The sequence below is a fragment of the Flagellimonas iocasae genome (genome assembly GCF_042682725.1).
Lineage (GTDB): Bacteria > Bacteroidota > Bacteroidia > Flavobacteriales > Flavobacteriaceae > Flagellimonas > Flagellimonas iocasae.
In genome coordinates this window covers 65,389-85,352 of the sequence record NZ_JBHUHU010000002.1, presented here as the reverse complement: position 1 = coordinate 85,352, position 19,964 = coordinate 65,389, and the positions used below count along the sequence as shown (strand labels likewise).

The 19,964-nt window shown below is 41.9% G+C and carries 13 protein-coding genes; 8 read left to right on the top strand and 5 right to left on the bottom strand.

What is annotated here, in order from left to right; all coding sequences use genetic code 11:
* Positions 1 to 4: 4 nt before the first annotated feature.
* From ACFSJE_RS06180 to ACFSJE_RS06170, 3 genes are all read left to right on the top strand, one after another.
* A complete protein-coding gene (locus ACFSJE_RS06180) occupies positions 5 to 1,273 on the top strand; it encodes a serine hydrolase domain-containing protein (protein ID WP_379830117.1) in 1,269 nt (422 codons plus the stop codon).
* A gap of 124 nt (positions 1,274 to 1,397) precedes the next feature.
* Positions 1,398 to 2,111 (top strand): energy transducer TonB, encoded by a 714-nt coding sequence (locus ACFSJE_RS06175; protein WP_379830116.1) that lies wholly within the window; start codon positions 1,398 to 1,400, stop codon positions 2,109 to 2,111.
* Between the two features lie 158 nt (positions 2,112 to 2,269).
* Positions 2,270 to 4,384 (top strand): pyrroloquinoline quinone-dependent dehydrogenase, encoded by a 2,115-nt coding sequence (locus ACFSJE_RS06170; RefSeq protein ID WP_379830115.1) that lies wholly within the window; start codon positions 2,270 to 2,272, stop codon positions 4,382 to 4,384.
* A 61-nt stretch (positions 4,385 to 4,445) separates the two neighbouring features.
* Here the strand turns inward: ACFSJE_RS06170 and ACFSJE_RS06165 are convergent, their stop codons facing one another.
* From ACFSJE_RS06165 to ACFSJE_RS06145, 5 genes are all read right to left on the bottom strand, one after another.
* Positions 4,446 to 6,848 (bottom strand): sodium-translocating pyrophosphatase, encoded by a 2,403-nt coding sequence (locus tag ACFSJE_RS06165; RefSeq protein WP_379830114.1) that lies wholly within the window; start codon positions 6,846 to 6,848, stop codon positions 4,446 to 4,448.
* A 112-nt stretch (positions 6,849 to 6,960) separates the two neighbouring features.
* The gene (locus ACFSJE_RS06160; protein WP_379830113.1) at positions 6,961 to 7,488 is read right to left on the bottom strand and encodes an inorganic diphosphatase; all 528 of its coding nucleotides are present in this window, start codon (positions 7,486 to 7,488) and stop codon (positions 6,961 to 6,963) included.
* Positions 7,489 to 7,562: 74 nt separating this feature from the next.
* Positions 7,563 to 10,058, bottom strand: a complete 2,496-nt coding sequence (locus ACFSJE_RS06155; RefSeq protein ID WP_379830112.1) for a DUF5686 and carboxypeptidase-like regulatory domain-containing protein — start codon at positions 10,056 to 10,058, stop codon at positions 7,563 to 7,565.
* A 158-nt stretch (positions 10,059 to 10,216) separates the two neighbouring features.
* Positions 10,217 to 11,194 (bottom strand): pyruvate dehydrogenase complex E1 component subunit beta, encoded by a 978-nt coding sequence (locus tag ACFSJE_RS06150; protein ID WP_379830111.1) that lies wholly within the window; start codon positions 11,192 to 11,194, stop codon positions 10,217 to 10,219.
* 79 nt (positions 11,195 to 11,273) lie between these two features.
* The gene (locus ACFSJE_RS06145; protein WP_379830110.1) at positions 11,274 to 15,320 is read right to left on the bottom strand and encodes a hypothetical protein; all 4,047 of its coding nucleotides are present in this window, start codon (positions 15,318 to 15,320) and stop codon (positions 11,274 to 11,276) included.
* A 263-nt stretch (positions 15,321 to 15,583) separates the two neighbouring features.
* On the opposite strand from ACFSJE_RS06145, the gene ACFSJE_RS06140 reads away from it, so the two are divergent.
* The 5 genes from ACFSJE_RS06140 (at position 15,584) to ACFSJE_RS06120 (ending at position 19,958) form a co-directional block, all read left to right on the top strand.
* A complete protein-coding gene (locus ACFSJE_RS06140; RefSeq protein WP_379830109.1) occupies positions 15,584 to 16,330 on the top strand; it encodes an electron transfer flavoprotein subunit beta/FixA family protein in 747 nt (248 codons plus the stop codon).
* A 20-nt stretch (positions 16,331 to 16,350) separates the two neighbouring features.
* Positions 16,351 to 17,319, top strand: a complete 969-nt coding sequence (locus tag ACFSJE_RS06135; RefSeq protein WP_379830108.1) for an electron transfer flavoprotein subunit alpha/FixB family protein — start codon at positions 16,351 to 16,353, stop codon at positions 17,317 to 17,319.
* Between the two features lie 89 nt (positions 17,320 to 17,408).
* Positions 17,409 to 18,041, top strand: a complete 633-nt coding sequence (locus tag ACFSJE_RS06130; RefSeq protein WP_379830107.1) for a bifunctional nuclease family protein — start codon at positions 17,409 to 17,411, stop codon at positions 18,039 to 18,041.
* A 9-nt stretch (positions 18,042 to 18,050) separates the two neighbouring features.
* Entirely contained in the window at positions 18,051 to 19,511 is a 1,461-nt protein-coding gene (locus ACFSJE_RS06125) for a NupC/NupG family nucleoside CNT transporter (protein ID WP_379830106.1), read from the top strand.
* 87 nt (positions 19,512 to 19,598) lie between these two features.
* A complete protein-coding gene (locus tag ACFSJE_RS06120; protein ID WP_379830105.1) occupies positions 19,599 to 19,958 on the top strand; it encodes a four helix bundle protein in 360 nt (119 codons plus the stop codon).
* Positions 19,959 to 19,964 lie beyond the last annotated feature (6 nt).

The window sequence follows — 19,964 nt, the reverse complement described above, 5'->3', positions numbered from 1 at the left end:
GCACATGAAAGCAAAAAACTTCATCAAACTATCAGTAGTAGCATTAGCATTTTTAATTCATAGCATTCTTCCTGCCCAGCAGTTGGAAAAAGTTCCTTCGGAAGAAGTGGGTATGTCTTCGGAACGACTGAACGTGCTTACCGAAACTTTTCAAGACTATGTGGATGACGGAAAACTGTCAGGAGCTGTGGCATTGGTCGCCCGAAAAGGAAAGATTGCCTATTTTGAATCCTTTGGAAAAAGTGACATGGAAAAGAATGTGCCCATGGCAAAGAATTCCATCTTCCGAATTGCATCACAGACCAAAGCTATTGTGAGTGTCGGAGTGATGATTTTGCAAGAAAGGGGCAAATTGCTCATCACTGACCCCGTTGGAAAATACATGCCGGCCTTTATGAAAACCACGGTAGCGGTGGCCAAAGAGGATGGTTCCTATGAGATTGTCGATGCCGAAAGACCCATTACCATTCGGGATTTGCTTACCCATACTTCTGGGGTTGCCTACGGTGGAGGCATTTCCAAAGACTTATGGGAAGAAGCCAAAATCCAAGGCTGGTACTTTGCGGACCGCGATGAGCCCATCCAGGCTACGGTCAATCGCATGGCGGACCTTCCCTTTGAATCACAGCCCAGAGAGAAATTTGTGTATGGTTACAACACCGATATTCTTGGAGCTTTGATTGAAGTGGCATCAGGCGAACCCTTGGATGTTTTCTTGAAAAAGAACATCTTGGACCCTATTGGCATGACCGATACCCATTTCTATCTCCCAAAAGACAAAAAAGACCGTTTGGCAACGGTATATTCCAGTACAGAAAACGGTTTGGAGCGTGCTCCAAGTCCCGGTGGCATGGTAGGTCAGGGTGCTTACGTGGACGGTCCCCGAAAAAGCTTTTCAGGTGGCGCTGGTTTTTTAAGCACAGCCATGGATTACGCCAAATTTTTGCAGATGATGCTCAACAAAGGTGAATTCAATGGGAATCGAATCATTTCTCGCAAAACAGTGGAATTGATGACCACCAACCATCTTCCTTTCCCGCTTAATGAAGGACAAGGTTTTGGACTCGGCTTCTCCACTGTGGAAGATTTGGGCCTTCGCGGTACTTTGGGCTCTGAAGGTGAGTTTGCCTGGGGAGGTGCTTATCATTCCACTTATTGGGCCGACCCAAAAGAGGAAATGTTGGTGGTGTATTTTACGCAATTGATTCCAGCCCGTAACATTGACGATCATGGCAAATTGCGTGCTTTAGTATATCAGTCCTTGATTGACTAAAATATATTAGGGGGCATTCCCTCACCCAAACGGCCCGTTCCCTCATTGTTGGTTTCATTTGGTTGATTTTCAAAGTAGTTTTCAAAAAGTAACTCCGCCCATTGCGGCCAAAAATTTGAAAATTATGGAACTCAAGAAAAATCCAAATCTGGAATTGAAACGAAACAGTACCCTCTATTTTTTTATTGGGATGACGGTCATATTGCTCTTTGCTTATTTGGCTTTGGAATGGAAAACGTTTTATGCTACCGACGGATGGGATAATGCCGATCTAAAAGTTCAAGATGAGTTGATAGAAGAAGTACCCCTGACTTTTCAGAAATTGCCAACCCCTCCACCAAAAATCCAGGCACCACCTGTTATTGAAATTGCCGAGGATGATGAGGAAATTGTAGAAACAGTTATCGAATCCACAGAAACCAATGAGAACACCGAAATACCCACCATTGATGATATAGAAGTGGCTGAAGATGATGTACCCGATACCGTTATTTTTTCAATCATTGAAAACGCTCCTATTTTTCCTGGATGCGAAGTCATTGCGGATGAAGATGAAAAGAAAGCCTGTTTTCAACAGATGATGCAGAAACACATCCAAAAGTATTTTGATTACCCGGAAGCAGCTCAAGAAATGGGGTTGCAGGGACGAGTCAATGTGATTTTTACCATTCAGAAGGATGGCAGCATTGGAGAGGTGAAAATTCGTGGACCCCATGAAAGTTTAGAGGCAGAAGCAGCCAGAATCATTTCCAAATTACCCAAAATGACTCCGGGAAAACAACGGGGAACACCGGTAAAGGTGCCTTTTTCCATTCCTATAACCTTTAAATTGCAATAAAGTCACATCGAGCGCAGTCGAGATGCATGAAAACGTGTTTCACTAAACCAGTTCTCGACTGCGCTCGAATCGACAACCGCTTCAATCAACAAGAACACTATCAATTGTTTGGCTATTTTTAGTAGTTTAGAGGGCACTACATTTTAAACCGAACAAACTTGAAAGCATTACGATTTATCCTTTTTCTGCTATCTGCAGGGTTATTTTTTTCAGCCTGTGAATCTACCGAAGAACCATCCAAAAAAGACTATACCACGTGGTCATCGTATTTGGGTGGTCCAGACCGAAACCATTACTCTACCTTGTCCCAAATCAATAAGGATAATGTAAAAAACCTTAAACCAGCATGGTCATACTCCACACAAGACGCAGGCCAAATGCAAATGAACCCCATTGTGGTCGATACCATACTATATGGGGTCACCGCGGCCCTCCGAGCGGTAGCCATTCATGCGGGAACCGGTAAAGAGTTGTGGCGTTTCGGTGATTCCTTACGATTGAATTTATCTACCAGTAGAGGTGTTTCGTACTGGTCAAAAGGGGACGACAAGCGAATTTTATACACAGCCGGACCCAATCTGTATGCCATCAATGCCTTGACCGGGAAATCGATTTCATCCTTTGGTGAGAATGGAAAAATTGACCTTCATTCCGGCATGCCCGATTCGGCCAAGGATAAATTTTTGATATCCAATACGCCAGGAGCCATTTACAAAGACCTCATCATCATGCCCATTCGTTTGGGTGAAGATGTGGGCTCTGCTCCGGGTAAGGTCATGGCCTTTAGTGTGATTACGGGAGCCGTAGCATGGACTTTCAATACCATTCCACATCCAGATGAAGAAGGTTATGACACTTGGAAAAACAAGGATGCCTACCAAAGTGATATCGTTGGAGCGGCCAACAATTGGACTGGAATTGCTTTGGATGAAGAAACTGGGATTATTTATGTGCCAACAGGTTCTGCCTCACCCGATTTTTATGGTGGAAAACGAAATGGCACCAACTTATTTGCGAACACCTTATTGGCCTTAAATGCGGAAACTGGGGAGCGAATTTGGCATTTTCAGTTGATTCACCATGATGTATGGGACCGCGACCTTCCTGCTCCTCCCAACCTCATCACTGTAGAGCGGGATGGAAAGAAAATAAAAGCAGTGGCGCAAGTCACCAAGCAAGGTTATGTCTATGTTTTTGATCGAGCCACCGGCGAACCCCTTTTTGATATTGAGGAAGTTCCCGTTCCGGCTTCCACTTTGGATGGCGAAGAATCATGGCCTACCCAACCTATTCCCGTAAAACCGAAACCATTTGCCCGATTGGCGAAGAATTTGACCGAAGCTGATGTGAGTCCATACGCGGAAAATAAGGAGGAGCTTCAGGAAATTATCCGCACCATGGACAAACGGGAATTTTCACCTCCAAGTTTGGAAACCAACGTGCTTTTTCCTGGACTTGATGGTGCTGCCGAATGGGGAGGCGCTGGAGCCGACCCCGAGGATGGCATTATTTATGTCAATTCCAATGAAATTCCATGGTATCTGCAAATGGTAGAAAATGAAGTGATTGAAGGGGAGGCTCCATTAGGAGAACTTGTTTACAATCGCTATTGTGTGATTTGCCACCAGAAGGACCGAAAAGGTATGGCTTCAAGTGGTTATCCGTCCCTTATCAACATAAAAGACAGAAAAACCAAAACAGAAGTTTCAGAATTAATTGCCACTGGAAAAGGAATGATGACCGGATTCCCTCAAATTCCAGCGGATGAAAAAGAGGCATTGCTCCAATTTCTTTTTGATGAAAAAAGCGAGGTGGTTGCCGAAGGAGCTTCAGAGGCCTATCCGCTTCCCTATAAATTTAAGGGATACACCCGTTTTCAGGATAGTAAGGGTTATCCGGCGATCAGTCCGCCATGGGGAACCCTGCACGCCATCGATTTGAATACAGGCGACTTTTTATGGTCCATTACGTTGGGCGATATGCCCGAAGTTAGAGGAGAAAATGACCCCATAACTGGAACCCAAAACTATGGAGGCCCAGTAATTACCGAAAATGGGTTGCTGTTCATCGCTGCTACCATAGATGGGCATTTAAGAGCATTCGACAAAGAAACCGGAGAGCTACTGTGGCAATACAAACTACCTGCACCTGCTTTTGCTACCCCTACGATGTATGAGGTAGATGGCAAACAATATATCGCCATTGCCTGTGGAGGTGAGAAGCTAAACACAACTCCGGGTGACCAAATTGTTGCTTTTGCCCTGGAAGATTAACAGCATAAAAAAACCACGCATAGGCGTGGTTTTTTCAGCTTCTGATTTTTAAAAGCGAGCGCTAATTCTTTGCCTTAGCACTTTTATATTTTTCTATCATTTGCTCCAATTCTTCTTTGGAATCGGCGGTAAACTCCTTCAACTCGTCTACAGTTTCTCCATTGTTTTCAACACTTGAAGTAACGATAGCTTTATAGGCTCCATCATCAGTATTACTGATTTCCACGGTAAATTTCTTCTCGATGGTATTGGTCTCTGTCATCCCATCCTCTGAAATGGTAATAACCGTTCCATTCTCTTTTACCATGCTGATTTCATCACCCGGTGAAAGGCTTACCAAACTTGGTGCGATAACTAAAGCTACCACAGACATCAGCTTCAATAAAATGTTCAAGGAAGGTCCTGAAGTATCTTTAAATGGATCACCAACCGTATCACCTACAACGGCAGCTTTGTGGGCATCAGAACCTTTACGGCCTTCACTTTCAATGGTTTTCTTAGCGTTGTCCCATGCACCACCGGCATTGGATTGAAAGATAGCCATCAATACCCCAGCAGTGGTAACACCTGCCAACAAACCACCCAACATTTCAGCACCACCGATAAAACCTACGGCTACTGGAACGGCAATCGCCAATAAACCTGGCAATACCATTTCCTTAATAGATGCTTGTGTAGAGATGGCCACACATTTTTCGTACTCGGCAACACCGTCAGCGGCATCAAATATTTTTCTGTCGGCTTCGGAAGCTTTGGAAATATCGGCATCATACTTGCGCATTACTTCGAGGGCTGCTTTCAATTGAGGAATATCACGGAATTGGCGACGAACTTCTTCAATCATGGCCATGGCCGCTCTACCTACAGCATTCATGGAAAGGGCGGAGAACACGAAAGGAAGCATTCCTCCAATCAATAGTCCTGCCATAATATCGGGTTGTGATACGTCGATGGATTTTACACCAGCGGTTTTCATAAAAGCGGCAAACAACGCCAAAGCGGTCAAAGCCGCAGAAGCAATCGCGAATCCTTTACCAATGGCAGCAGTGGTGTTCCCCACTGCATCCAATTTATCGGTACGCTCGCGAACTTCACTAGGTAGTTCAGCCATTTCGGCAATACCTCCTGCGTTATCAGAAATAGGTCCGTAGGCATCAACCGCCAATTGGATTCCGGTGTTGGCCAACATTCCCACAGCGGCAATCGCGATTCCATACAAACCAGCGAAGTAGTGTGATACCAAAATTGCAGCAGCAATCAATATAATTGGAATGGCAGTGGACATCATCCCCACACCCAAACCAGCAATGATATTGGTTGCAGAACCTGTTTCAGACTGACGCACAATGGAATTTACAGGTTTAGTCCCTGTTCCGGTGTAATATTCAGTAACCTTACCTACCAACAAACCAGCAACCAGACCAGCAATGGTAGCCCAGAAAACGCCCATGGCAGAATATTCTTTTCCGCCCTCTACCCAAGCTTCGGGCAACATGGCGTTGATGATAAAATATGAAGCAATCAACATTAATCCGGCTGAACCAAATTCACCAATGTTCAAAGCAGTCTGTGGATTTCCTCCGTCTTTTACTTTTACAAAGAAGGTACCGATGATAGACATCACAATTCCAACCGCAGCCAATGCCAAAGGCAAGTAAACGGCCCCTAATCCATCAAAAGCACCGGCAAACTCTGGCAATCCAGCAAAAATGGCTCCCAATACCATGGTACCGATAATGGAACCTACATAAGATTCAAAAAGGTCAGCACCCATACCGGCTACATCACCAACGTTATCCCCTACGTTATCCGCAATGGTTGCAGGGTTCAGAGGGTGGTCTTCAGGAATACCAGCTTCTACTTTACCCACAAGGTCAGCTCCTACGTCGGCTGCTTTGGTGTAGATTCCACCACCAACACGAGCGAAAAGTGCAATGGATGATGCCCCCAAGGAAAAACCGGAAAGTACGTTCAATACTTCACCAATTTCCCAACCTTGTCCGCTGTAAATCATGAAAAGTCCACTTAAACCAAGAACTCCAAGGCCCACAACACCTAGACCCATTACTGCACCTCCGGCAAATGCTACTTCCAAAGCTTTACCTAAAGAGGTTCTGGCGGCATTGGTAGTTCGAACGTTTGCTTTTGTGGCCACCTTCATACCGATGAAACCAGCCAGTGCAGAACAAATGGCACCGACTATGAAGGAGATAGCTACCATTCCGTTAGAACCTGCTTCGTTGCTTCCTTTGAAAAACAACAAAACGGCCACAGCTATCACGAATATGCTCAAAATTTTATATTCGGCCTTTAGAAATGACATTGCGCCATCCGCTATATTCTTGGCAATTCTTGCCATTTTTTCATCCCCGACTTCTTGTTTAGAGATCCATACGTTCTTTATAAACACGTACAGTAAGCCCAGGATACCAAACACGGGCAAAAATTTCACAATCAAATCCATAGTTTGTAGTTATTTAGAATTTTTTAATGGCAGCTAATGTAGTAAAATACGGAGTAATAAAAAAAATGCGCTTTTGATTGTTAAAAGCGCATTTATTTAAGGTCTGTGTTATCTATATGGTATAGGTTCGTTTCTTTTTATGTTCGCTTTCATCATAGCGTTTTACACATTCATGATAAATGGCGATGGCTTCATTGACATCACCCCAACCACCGGTATCCACTTTCTTCTTTTCCAAGTCTTTATACACCTGAAAAAAGTGCTCTATCTCCTTCAATCTATGGGGGTTAAGTTCACTGATATCATCTCTCTTACTCCAAATGGGGTCAGAAACGGGGACACAGATCAATTTTTCATCGGGACCTTTTTCATCGGTCATATGGAAAACACCAACAGGTTTTACCTCCATAACCACCATGGGATATGTGGGCTCGGTGCCCAAAACCAATACATCCAAGGGGTCGTGGTCCAAAGCCAAGGTTTCTGGAACAAATCCATAGTCACCAGGATACATCATGGAAGAAAAGAGGGTTCGATCAAACCTAATCTTATGTAGGGTAAAGTCGTATTCGTACTTATTTCTGCTACCTTTTGGGATTTCAATCAATACATCGAAAGTAACGGGATCTTTTTTGGACATTTTTGAAGTTTTGTTTTTGCAAAAATAGCCCGTATTACTGGAAAAGAGTAGGAAAATTGGCGTTTTTCCGTTATTTAAAAATTAAATCCGAAGGTACCCGTGATTCCAAATGGACGGGCATCGGGATTATCCAAGTAATTTCCCCTAAAGTTAAAGTCAATCCGCAGAATCTTGAAGATGTTCCCCACCCCAAAGGAATACTCCCAATAAATTTGGTCTTCGGGAGCCATCAACGGGATGTTGCTGGGTGCGCTTAGCGCAATATTTTCATCGGAAAGTTGCCCCCATGCACCACGTAAGCCCACAATTTCCCTCAGGTTTAATTTCCGAAGCAGTGGAATCCTCGAAAACAGCCTTCCATTAAAGTTATGTTCCAAATGAACCGTGGCGTAGGTATCGGTCACAAACTCATAAAAATCAAGATTGGGGAAAACATTATAAAGAGAAAACAGCGTCTGGTTACCAGGAATTACACTCAAAAGAGAAAGTGGTACCTCACCAAAGGTTTTGCCGAGTTCAACACTGCTGGTCAACCTTCCGTACCCTCCTATCTGCCATGGTTGGCGGTATGAAAACTGAATGCGCTCATAGTCAAAATCGCTTTCCAAAAAACCGCTTATACCTTTGGTATAATTAAGAACCAAGGTACTGTGGTCATCATTGATATTCACCCTCTCCACCCCATAACCAATGGTTCGTTTGCCGGGAGTGTAGATCAAGGTCGTATTTAAATCGAATTGTTTTACTTCTGAGGATATTCCGGTTGGGGATTCTAAATCCACATAATCCAAATTGAAAGCATCCGGCAAAGCGGAACTCAAGGTTCTGAAAGACCCTCCCAAACTGATTCTGAAATTCTTGACGGGTTCCATCTCAAAATTGAGAGTAGATAGATTAATATTGGTCAACCGGTTATTGGAACCCACCGTAACCAAAGAGGAGGAAGCAATGCTTCGCCCCAAAACATCATTGGTACTGGTTAGACTTATTCCTAATTGCTCAATGTCCCGTCGGTTTCCGCCAGAAACAATGAGTCTTGATTTTCTATCCAACAAAAACTTCCCTGAAAATCCGTGTTTAAACTTCCGGTCACTAAAACCATAGGCCATATACCCCTCCAATCGCCATGGGTCGTTCTGACCAAAATAGGTTCGTGCCCCTCCCCTTAGTCGAATTCCTTCGGCATCATTGTAGCCAAACGTGCTATAGATGTCCCCGATGTCCAGATTCCATTTATCAATTTCAACATATCCAGACCCCAAAATACTAACAATGTCGTAGTAGGTACGGAACTTGGGAACAGTTTTCAGGGTATCGAGCAGCTTAAAAATCCCCGATTCATCATCGTTAAGAGTTTCAAGTCGCGCATTTTTCCAAAAAGTGCTATCGCGTGCGAACACCCTTGGATCATAGGGGTCGGATTCCGACTTATAAAATTCTTCCGGGTGATTGGTATTGAACTTGTAATTATCAAAAACCGTGGTGCGCTTTCCGTAGACCCCACGTGATTTTTCCTTTTTGGAAAAGGCGAAATCACTAAGCATATAGTCGCGTTTCAACAAAAAGACCGAATCACTGACCACCTCAAAATCCTGTTCAATATAAATTTCCTTTACCCAGTTGATATTGGCACTTTTGGTGACCTGCATATTGATTTTCTTGATGGCAAACGTGGTATCGTTCACCCAAAAATCACCTTTAAAGGTGAGCTCGTTCTTACGTCTTGGGTAATAGATGATGTTGTAGCACCATTTATTATCAATAAAAGTACTGTCGGAAAGGACATAATTATAGGTATCAATCCCCGTTTTGGAAAGTGGACTGGTAAAGCTTTTATCAAAAAATCGGAGGTAATTGTCGTAGATGTTATAGTCGGAGTAGAGATCTTCCACAAAAGCGGTAATGGACTGATTACCTTCAAAACCAGAACTTTTGTTACCAAGCACATCCTCTTTTTCCTTGTCTATGGAATTATCCCCGTAAATTTTTGAAAAATGCTCGTTCAAGAAAAAGGGCAGATAGGTTTTCCCAGTGATTCGAGAGGTGTCCAAATCATCGAACATAAATTCGAGACCTTTGAACAATTTGCTTTGAATAAGGGCGCTATCGATGGTATTGAGGTCAAACTCAATTTTTTCGTACTTATCGTACTCATATTGTTTGAACATTCGGACCCCGTTCTCACGTTTTTTTGCCCATATTTTACGAAGAATATCAATGGCTGGATTGTCTTTTTTGGACTGTTTGCCGGTGTAGACCACCACTTCTTGAAGCTGTTCGGTAGATTCAACCAGAACCACCTCCATTCCATAGTTCACTTTTTGTGGTAGCTCAATTTCCTTGGAATCATAGCCTATGAACGAAACCTTAATGGTGTCATAGGTTTCATCGGACTCCAAGTAAAATCGACCGTTATCATTGGTAATGGTACCCTCGGATGAGTTTTTGAAAATAATATTTGCAAAGGCTATGGGGTCGCCCGATTCATCCAAAACAATACCCCCCACTTTGGTTTGGGCGGAAACGACCAAGAAGAAAAGGAAAAAGAATACGGCAAGGAATCTTTTCATGTTTTGATATATGGGACATGTGAAAAACCATTGGGCCTTTCAATTTTACTTCGGTTAAATTTTGACTACAAGTAATATTTTATCAAAAACTATTTCCTTAAAAAAGCCCCATCAACAAATGTCGATGAGGCCAAAATACCTTACAAATATAACTAAGTTTATTTATATAACACCTTTTTAACAGCTTTGATCACATCTTCTGAATTAGGCAGCCATTCGGCCAAAAGTACGGGCGAATAGGGTGCTGGGGTGTCAGCTGTGTTGAGTTTTACGATTGGGGCATCCAAATAATCGAATGCTTTGTCTTGAACGTGGTAGATGATTTCAGTGGCCACGTTGCCAAAAGGCCAAGCCTCTTCCAAAATCACCAACCTATTGGTTTTCTTTACAGATTTGATGATGGCGTCGTAATCCATAGGACGTACGGTACGCAAATCGATGATTTCACAGCTAATACCTTCTTTCTCCAATTCATCTGCTGCAGTGTAGGCTTCCTTGATGATTTTTCCGAAGGAAACAATGGTCACATCGGTGCCTTCTCTTTTGATATCGGCCACACCCAATGGAATAGTGTACTCACCTTCTGGTACTTCTCCTTTATCGCCATACATCTGCTCTGATTCCATAAAAATAACGGGGTCATCATCACGAATGGCGGATTTCAGCAATCCTTTTGCATCAGCAGGGTTTGAAGGCACCACTACCTTTAAACCAGGGCAGTTGGCGTACCAACTTTCAAAAGCCTGTGAGTGCGTAGCCGCCAATTGACCGGCAGAAGCCGTTGGCCCCCTAAAAACGATAGGGCAAGGAAACTGTCCGGCAGACATTTGTCTGATTTTCGCGGCATTGTTTATGATTTGGTCTATTCCCACCAAGGAGAAGTTGAAGGTCATGAATTCTATGATAGGTCGGTTACCGTTCATGGCTGAACCAACGCCGATACCAGCAAATCCTAATTCAGAAATAGGCGTATCCAAAACGCGTTCAGGACCAAATTCATCCAACATTCCTTTTGAAGCTTTGTAAGCTCCATTGTATTCTGCCACTTCCTCTCCCATCAAATAAATGGTGTCATCCCTTCGCATTTCCTCAGACATCGCCTCTGCTATGGCTTCCCTAAACTGTAGTGTTTTCATCTTTTTGAATTATCGCCCCAAAAATAGGTAATAAAATTTTTTGGATAAAATTATAATGCCAAAAGCAATACCTATTTTGTTACTTTGTTCGACTTACCTTTGTGGAATAACCAAATAAGGCAACGGAAAGCATAATGTAGCTCAGTATTGTACACGCAAAAATGACATATTTCCATCCAATGCTTTTAATTTCCACAGTATTTACTACTTCCAACTCAAACAGCGGTATACAGGATTTAAATGCATATAACAAACTCTCCCAAAGACCCAAACTCTGCCCAGATACGTTTTTCAATGCTCCAAATCCAAAGAGAAGGGAGGCCAAAACCACAACCAACCCAATCCATAGATAGAGCAACCTTCTAAAGTTGGTACCATACTCGGTTATGGATTTATAGAAAGAATCCATTCCTTTATCGAGAGAATTCCAAGAAGTTTTGTTTTCATCCCTTTCCTTTTCTCGCATACTGATATAAATCTTGTTGGCTTCTTTGTCCTCGCTTCTATTTCTAAAACTCTTTTCAATTTCTATATATACCTGTTTATCAAAAGGGGACATTTCGTTGAGAACGTTTAAGTAATCATCAGCTTTTTCATTCCCATCCATTCCACTGTTCCCAAAATCCCATTGGTTGACCTTAATACCTGTTAAATTAATTCCTTGGGGTGTAGGATCTATGACCCTAAATTTGTCCAAGGTGGTACGTTCAATGTTTATGATACTGGAGCTTGTGGTAAAATTTTCTTTCGTAAAGCTCAGCTCCCTAATCTCAGAAACAGACACATCAAAATTGCCATCAATAACAGCTATGTATTCAACATTGTTACTGTCCAGACCAACAAATTGCAGATCGCTGTCCGCAACCAAATATAGCCCTCCTTTAATGTTTGAACCACTGGCCATAAATCCTTTCTCGATGTTAGAAGCACTTTTAACGACCGTGATATCTGCTTCAGTTTGTTTGGATTCTTTAGCTTCGTGTGGATTACTCTTCTGATTTTGAATTATTTCGGTTATTTTTAATCCGGAGGCAAAAACACTTCCATTTACCTGTACACCAACCATAGACAATAAATTGCACCAGGTGTTCAATCCTTTAATATTGAATGATTTCTTATCGAACCTACTTGTAAAATCGTCTTTGCTGATGTTGGCAATGTTGTGAAATCCGGAAATATCCAAATGTCTATTGATTACGGAATTGTCTAGCTTAATGGTCCCTTTAATATAATTTCCTCCCCTGCTCATTCTTATATTTTTGAGTACAACCCCTCTTACCGTTACGGATAGCATTTCCAGTCTTTCCTCGATTTCACTTGTCATCCTGGCCAACTTTTCTGCAAACCATACTTGGTAATTGACCTTTTTTGTTTCTTGATTGATAAAGTTATCATCGAGAGAAACAAAATATTTTAAAACATTGGAAGTTTCTATTTCGCCTCTATTTACATCTCCTTCACAGATATCTTTTTGCAAAGAGATTAAGTCCTCAATGGTCTTAATATCAAAAAAAGTGATATCCCCATTAATGGTTGAGGAGGTAATTGATACTCCTCTATATTCCATTAATTCCTTTTCCGTGGATTTTCTATACTTGACGTTTATACCATGAAAGTTAATATTGGACTCCACAGAAATGGATTGAAACTCAATACACCCGACCTTACTGAGACTGGGCTGCAATTTAAATTCCCCATTTTCCGATGGACCCCAACCCATACCAATTTTTATATGGTTGAAAGTTCCGGAGTATGCTCTAATACTACCTTTTACATCAATGCCTTCCAAACGCAGAAAATTGACTCTTGCAGAATCAAATAGGATATCCTCTTCAACCAGCAAAGGGACCCTTCTAAACATGTCTAACGAACCATTGCGATAACAATACATGCCACCTTTGATTTCCGAAAAACGCAAATCAATACTTTTACATCTTACCCCAAAAACATCCAAAAACACGTCTATATAAGTTCCGTATAAAGAAAGTTCTCCTTTTAATTCCAAAAATTGCATATTCAATGAACCTTCAACGGTACAATTATGGAACTGGACGCTTTCCACAACTTTTAATTGAGGTGCAACCGCGCACCATGAGTATGAAGATAAAACAGGGTTATATCCCCATTCAATTTTATTAAAAAGAACAGACTGTTTAAAGGTAGAGTCAATAACAAACAAACCACTATTTATAAATGTATGATATAAACTGAACGTTCCCCCAACTGTTGTTCCATTGATTAAGAAATCTCCTCCAAAAAAAGAGCAGAGCAGGCCTCCGCTCTCGCTTGCGTCATGTGGGGTACTTCCCCTAACATTTAAATCTCCTCCTATTCGGGAATTACTGATTCGTAATTCCGAAAAGGGGTATAGGTTCGCGTTTTCTTCCAATTGCTGGTCTTCCAATTTCTTGGAACCTTCACTTGAAAACGTTTCCAAGTCTACGACAGAGTACACTTTTAACTGTTCAAGGTTTTTTGTAGTTGAAAAAGTACATCCGGCAAAGGTTACGTTCCCTGTGATTTCCATATTGGCCATAATGACCGCCCCATAAAAATGGCATTTGTCAAACAACACATCGCTGTACGATTTAAAATTATGGAAGTCAAATGAAATGGCCTTATGGTTTTCAATACTAGTATTGCTGAAAAAACAATTATAAAAATGAATGGCACCATTGATTTGGGAACCACCCGATTGTACTGTTTTTTTGAAGAGGCAGTTGATAAATTCAATTTTACCTGAAAATTCATCCCCAACAAAATATACTTCTTCCTCAAAAATGCAATCCATTATACTGGCAGTCTTTGACAGCCTTATAAAATCATTTATGAAAATTTTTTCCTTAACACAGACTTTGGTTAAACTCTTTGTATTTTCAAGAATGTTCAATGCTTCTCTTTCGGTCAAGCAATCTTGTTTCTCTAAACCGGCCTTGAGTTCTATCGCTTTGTCCTTCCAAGAATCTATTTCAGCTGTTTCTTTATCTTTTTCAGATTCATTGGAGCTTCCAGCCACCTCACCTTTATCAGGTCCTTTCTTCTTGATATCCTCCAAGATCTTTTGAAACTCTTCATCGCCCACTGGAATCAAACGTTTAAAAAATGGGATTTCAAAGGGCATATCCGCAGCAACGGGCTCATCATCGGTCATCTGAATGGTGCCGTTTTCAGTATTTATTTCAAATGCGGCAATAAATAGGGCCGTTCCATATATTACGCTGATATTCTTCAGTATAATTTTGTTGGCATCAAACCCTTCTTTCTTTACAATTTTGCCCGACTTGATCAAATCCCGGTAAAAATCTATTCCAGGGTTATTTTCTGGAACTTTCACCCATGGCATTTCGTCCTTGGTTGGCAATACAAAATGTCCCTCATCCCCTTCCACGGCCCAACAGAAAAATAACACGTAATCTCTAACTTTCGCATTAGTATCGATTAGAAAATCCTTGTCATCTGCATTTTCCTGGTTTACCCAAATGTCATGGATAATGTCAGAACCACCATCAATTAGAAAAGACCTAAAATTGTAGGGATCGGACCAATTAAAATCAAAAAGCAAATAAAATCTGTTGTTTCTGCCTCCTCTTTTTTCATAAAAGTTCACCTCCACCAGTTGATAGGTGTTTGAAAAACCCAATTCAGTGGTCCAAAGTTCTATCTCCTCGGTTGCGGTATCCTTTAAAATTTCAGTGTACTGCTCCTTTATATATGAAACAACATGGGTATAATGTGTTTCATTTTCATCAAAAAGATGCCAATTTTGTGTGGGCAAAAAATTGTCCACCTCTATGTTAATCTTGTTCAGGTAAAAAACTTCTCTTTTATGCTCCTCAGAATCCAGATAGGATTCATAAGACTTTTTTACCTCATCAATGCGATAAGCAATATCACTCTCCGACAAAAATGAAATCAATTCAAAAATTCTGGAATACTCCCCAATGAGTGGATAGAACTTCGGAGACTTAAAATTGTAAAAACCAAATAGATTCTTATTTCCATCCGTTAAATGCACCAAAAGAAAATCCGAATCAGATGAATAACTGATATGCCTTACTTGATCCCTTGCTATTTTAAACAAACTTCTGCAGTTGAACTTGGCAAATCTGATTACTTTTTTTTCCATTTCTGGATCATTGAACTTGACCCATTGGTACTCTTTTGACACTGAAGTAAGATCCCACATAAACCTCTAAAATTTAACGTTTTGAAATTATTTTAAAGTAAATCCTTGTTTGATATGGCATTAACCAATTTCCTTTGAAATACATAAATATCCGATGAACGGTTCATAATTTTAACAATCCAGCGCACTTAACAATTTACTATGCATGCATAGTATTTTTAGAATTTAATAGCTATCTTTGAAACCATAAACCTAAAATATATATGAAGATTTTAGTTTGCATAAGCAACGTACCGGACACAACTTCCAAAATCAATTTTACGGAAGGTGATACTAAATTTGATACCAACGGGGTGCAATTTGTAATCAATCCCAATGATGAATTTGGGTTGACACGCGCCATGTGGTTCAAGGAAAAGCAAGGTGCAGCGGTTCATGTGGCCACAGTTGGTGGTGCACAGACCGAGCCTACCATCCGAAAGGCATTGGCCATTGGTGCCGATGAGGCCATTCGGGTGAACGCTGAACCCACTGATGGTTTCTTCGTTGCCAAACAATTGGCCGAAGTGGTAAAAAATGGCGGTTACGACCTAGTTATAGCAGGTAGGGAATCCATCGATTATAATGGGGGCATGGTTCCTGGTATCTTGGCTACCTTGTTGGACATGAATTTTGTAAATACCTGTATCAATTTAGAGGTTGATGGTGAAAATGCCACAGCCATTCGCGAAATTGATGGTGGAAAAGAAAAAATAAGTACTTCGTTGCCTTTGGTTATTGGAGGCCAAAAGGGATTGGTAGAGGAAAGTGACCTTCGCATTCCTAATATGAGGGGGATTATGCAAGCCCGTCAAAAAAAGTTGAATGTTGTTGAGCCAGTGAATGCTCCTCAACCAACCCATGACCAAAAATTTGAGAAACCTGCTCCAAAAGGCCCGGTGAAATTGGTGGATGCAGGTAATGTTGGGGAATTGGTCGAGTTATTGCACAACGAAGCCAAAGTCATCTAAAAAACAAATTCCAAGAAATTATGTCAGTATTAGTATATACCGAATCAGATAAAGGAAAATTTAAAAAGAGTGCCTTTGAAGTGGCGTCCTACGCCTATAAAGTGGCGCAAGACATGGGAACCAGCGTTACCGCGGTCACTTTCAATGCCAACGATGCAGCTTCGTTGGGTGCTTATGGAGTTTCCAAGGTTTTACAGATATCCAATGACCAATTGGCCACCTTCAATGCCAACGCCTATGCAAGTGCATTGGCCCAAGCCGCTGAAGCCGAAGGCGCCAAGGTCATCATTCTAAGTTCAAGTGCCGATACCAAATTTTTGGCACCTATCCTTACCGCAAAATTAAGTGCGGGATATGTGCCAAATGTAGTGGCTGCCCCAGACAGCACCTCTCCATTTGTAGTAAAACGAACCGCTTTCAGTAACAAAGGTTTTGCCCATACCGAAATTTCCGCTGAAGTTAAAGTTATTGGGGTCTCCAACAATGCTTTTGGTGTTGTGGAGAACAGTACCTCAGCTACTGTCGAGGATTTCAGTCCTTCTTTGGCTGATAATTCTTTCTCTACCAAATCCGTTGAAGTGGACAAGGTGGCCGGAAAAGTTTCCATAGCAGATGCCGATATTGTAGTATCAGGAGGTCGTGGTCTTAAGGGCCCTGAAAACTGGGGCATGGTTGAAGAACTAGCCGACGTATTGGGAGCAGCAACCGCTTGCTCCAAGCCTGTATCCGATATGGGATGGCGTCCGCACGGCGAACACGTAGGACAAACCGGAAAGCCTGTGGCCAGTAATTTGTACATCGCCATTGGTATCTCTGGAGCCATTCAACACTTGGCTGGGGTAAGTGCCTCAAAAACCAAAGTGGTCATCAACAATGACCCTGAGGCTCCATTCTTTAAGGCCGCGGATTACGGAATTGTTGGGGATGCCTTTGAAGTGGTACCCAAACTCATCGAAAAATTAAAGGAATTTAAAGCCCAAAACGCTTAAATTTTGTTAATTTGCCCTTAACAGGGGCTGTTCAGATAACTGGTAAAGCCACTTATTTGAACAGCCTTTTTTTGGTTTAGGAGGAGATTATGAGTTTAGTACGATTAAAAATAAAGGGAATATCATACAGTCAAACCCAGAATGGTGCATATGCCCTTATTTTAAATGAGGTTGATGGGGACAGAAAACTTCCCATAGTCATTGGAGCGTTTGAGGCACAATCCATTGCCATTGCATTGGAAAAGGAAATCAAACCACCCAGACCCCTTACACATGACCTTTTTAAGAATTTTGCCGACCGGTTTCAAATTGTGATAAAGCAGGTAATTATCCATAAATTGGTGGATGGGGTATTCTATTCAAGCATCATTTGTGAGCGCGATAAGGAAGAGGAAATCATAGATGCTCGCACCAGTGACGCCATTGCATTGGCTCTTCGGTTCGATGCACCTATATTTACCTACAGGACCATTTTGGACAAAGCCGGAATCTTCCTAAAATTCTCTTCAAAAGAGGATGAAAACGAGGATGACGACAATAGTATCGTAGTGGATGAAATCCTTCAGGAAGGTGAAGCGGTGGAAATAGAATCAGGACCTGGTTCCCACGGCTATCGTGAAATGTCCTTGGAAGAGCTCCACAAAGAATTGGAAAAGGCAGTGGCCGGTGAAGACTACGAAAAAGCCGCCAAATTACGGGACGAAATTTCCAAGCGCAAATAAATCAATTACATGGGGAAAAAGACATTAAGTTTCCTGACACTACTGCTTCTTTGCACAGCTGTTTTCAGCCAAAACACAGTCCCCACAGATTCGCTCAACACCGCCATCGGCAGCACCATTATCAATGACATTTCCGCTCAGGATACCCCAAAAATGATTGATAATCAAGGGTTTTCCATCAATACATTATGGAGAGGCGCCTTGGGGATGGCCGTTCTCATCTTGATTTCGTTTTTATTCAGTTCCAACAGAAAGGCCATCAATTGGAAAACAGTAGGTATTGGACTTGCTTTGCAACTGCTTATTGCAATAGGGGTTCTCAAAGTTTCTTTCGTCCAATATGCCTTTGAAAAGGTTGGTGAAGTCTTTGTCAGTATCCTCGATTTTACACGTGCCGGAAGCCAATTCCTGTTTGAAGGACTGGTCGTGGACATGGACACCTTCGGATATATTTTTGCCTTTCAAGTATTGCCTACCATTATATTTTTCTCCGCCTTAACATCGGTGCTTTTTTATTTGGGTGTCATTCAAAAAGTTGTAAAAGGGATGGCATGGTTGTTATCCAAATCACTGGGAATATCCGGAGCAGAAAGTCTTTCAGTGGCCGGAAACATCTTTTTGGGTCAGACCGAAGCTCCATTGTTAATTAAGGCCTATCTCGAAAAAATGAACAAGTCCGAAATCCTTTTGGTGATGATTGGTGGGATGGCCACAGTGGCCGGAGCGGTTTTGGCAGCCTACATCGGATTTTTAGGCGGTGATGACCCCGTATTGCGCTTGGTCTTCGCGAAGCACCTTTTGGCTGCATCCGTAATGGCTGCACCGGGGGCTATTGTGATTTCAAAAATATTATATCCCCAAACGGAAGCCGTTAACACCGATGTAAAGGTATCCTCAGAAAAAATCGGGGCCAATATCTTGGATGCCATTGCCAATGGAACCACCGAAGGTCTAAAACTGGCACTTAACGTAGGGGCCATGCTCTTGGTTTTTGTGGCTTTTATCGCCATGATCAATGGTATTTTAGGCTGGGTGGGCGATTTAACTTCTTTCAATACTTGGATCGCTGCCAACTCACCATACGATAGCTTCTCTCTCGAAGCCATACTAGGAACCATTTTTGCTCCGCTCATGTGGCTCATTGGCGTGGCCAATGAAGATGTAATGCTCATGGGGCAATTGCTCGGTATTAAACTTGCTGCCAGTGAATTTGTGGGGTACATACAATTGGCCGAATTGAAAGCCGTGACCAGTGACCTTCATTTTGCCTATAGCAAATCTGTGATCATGGCCACCTACATGCTGTGTGGCTTTGCCAACTTTGCATCCATCGGCATACAAATTGGAGGTATTGGTTCTTTAGCCCCCGGTCAGCGCAAAACGCTATCTGAATTTGGCATGAAAGCCGTGTTGGGCGGTTCCTTGGCTTCCTTATTGTCTGCCACCATTGCGGGGATGATTCTCGGATAATGGGCAATAGGTTGAAGGACTAAAGGTAAAAGGGCAACCCGATAATTTAAACATTTATCAACCTCGATAATTAAAGCAATACCTAATGTGAGAAATTTTCGAGAACTGAAAGTTTGGCAAGAAGCCAGAACATTGGTCAAAGATGTTTATACCCTTACCCAGCATTTACCTGAGTCTGAAAAATTTGGATTGACTTCCCAAATTCAAAGAAGTGTTATTTCAATTCCTGCCAATATTGCCGAAGGATGCGGAAAACATTCAAATAAAGAATTTATCCGATTTCTTCAAATTAGTCTGGGGTCCGCTTATGAACTTGAAAGTCATATCATTTTGTGCCGAGATCTAAATTTTATCGCTTCAGACCTATCAAAACCTGCCATAGGAAACATCCAGAAACTTCAAAAAAGAATTGCTTCGTTAATAAATTACAACGCATCAAACTTTTGAACCTTT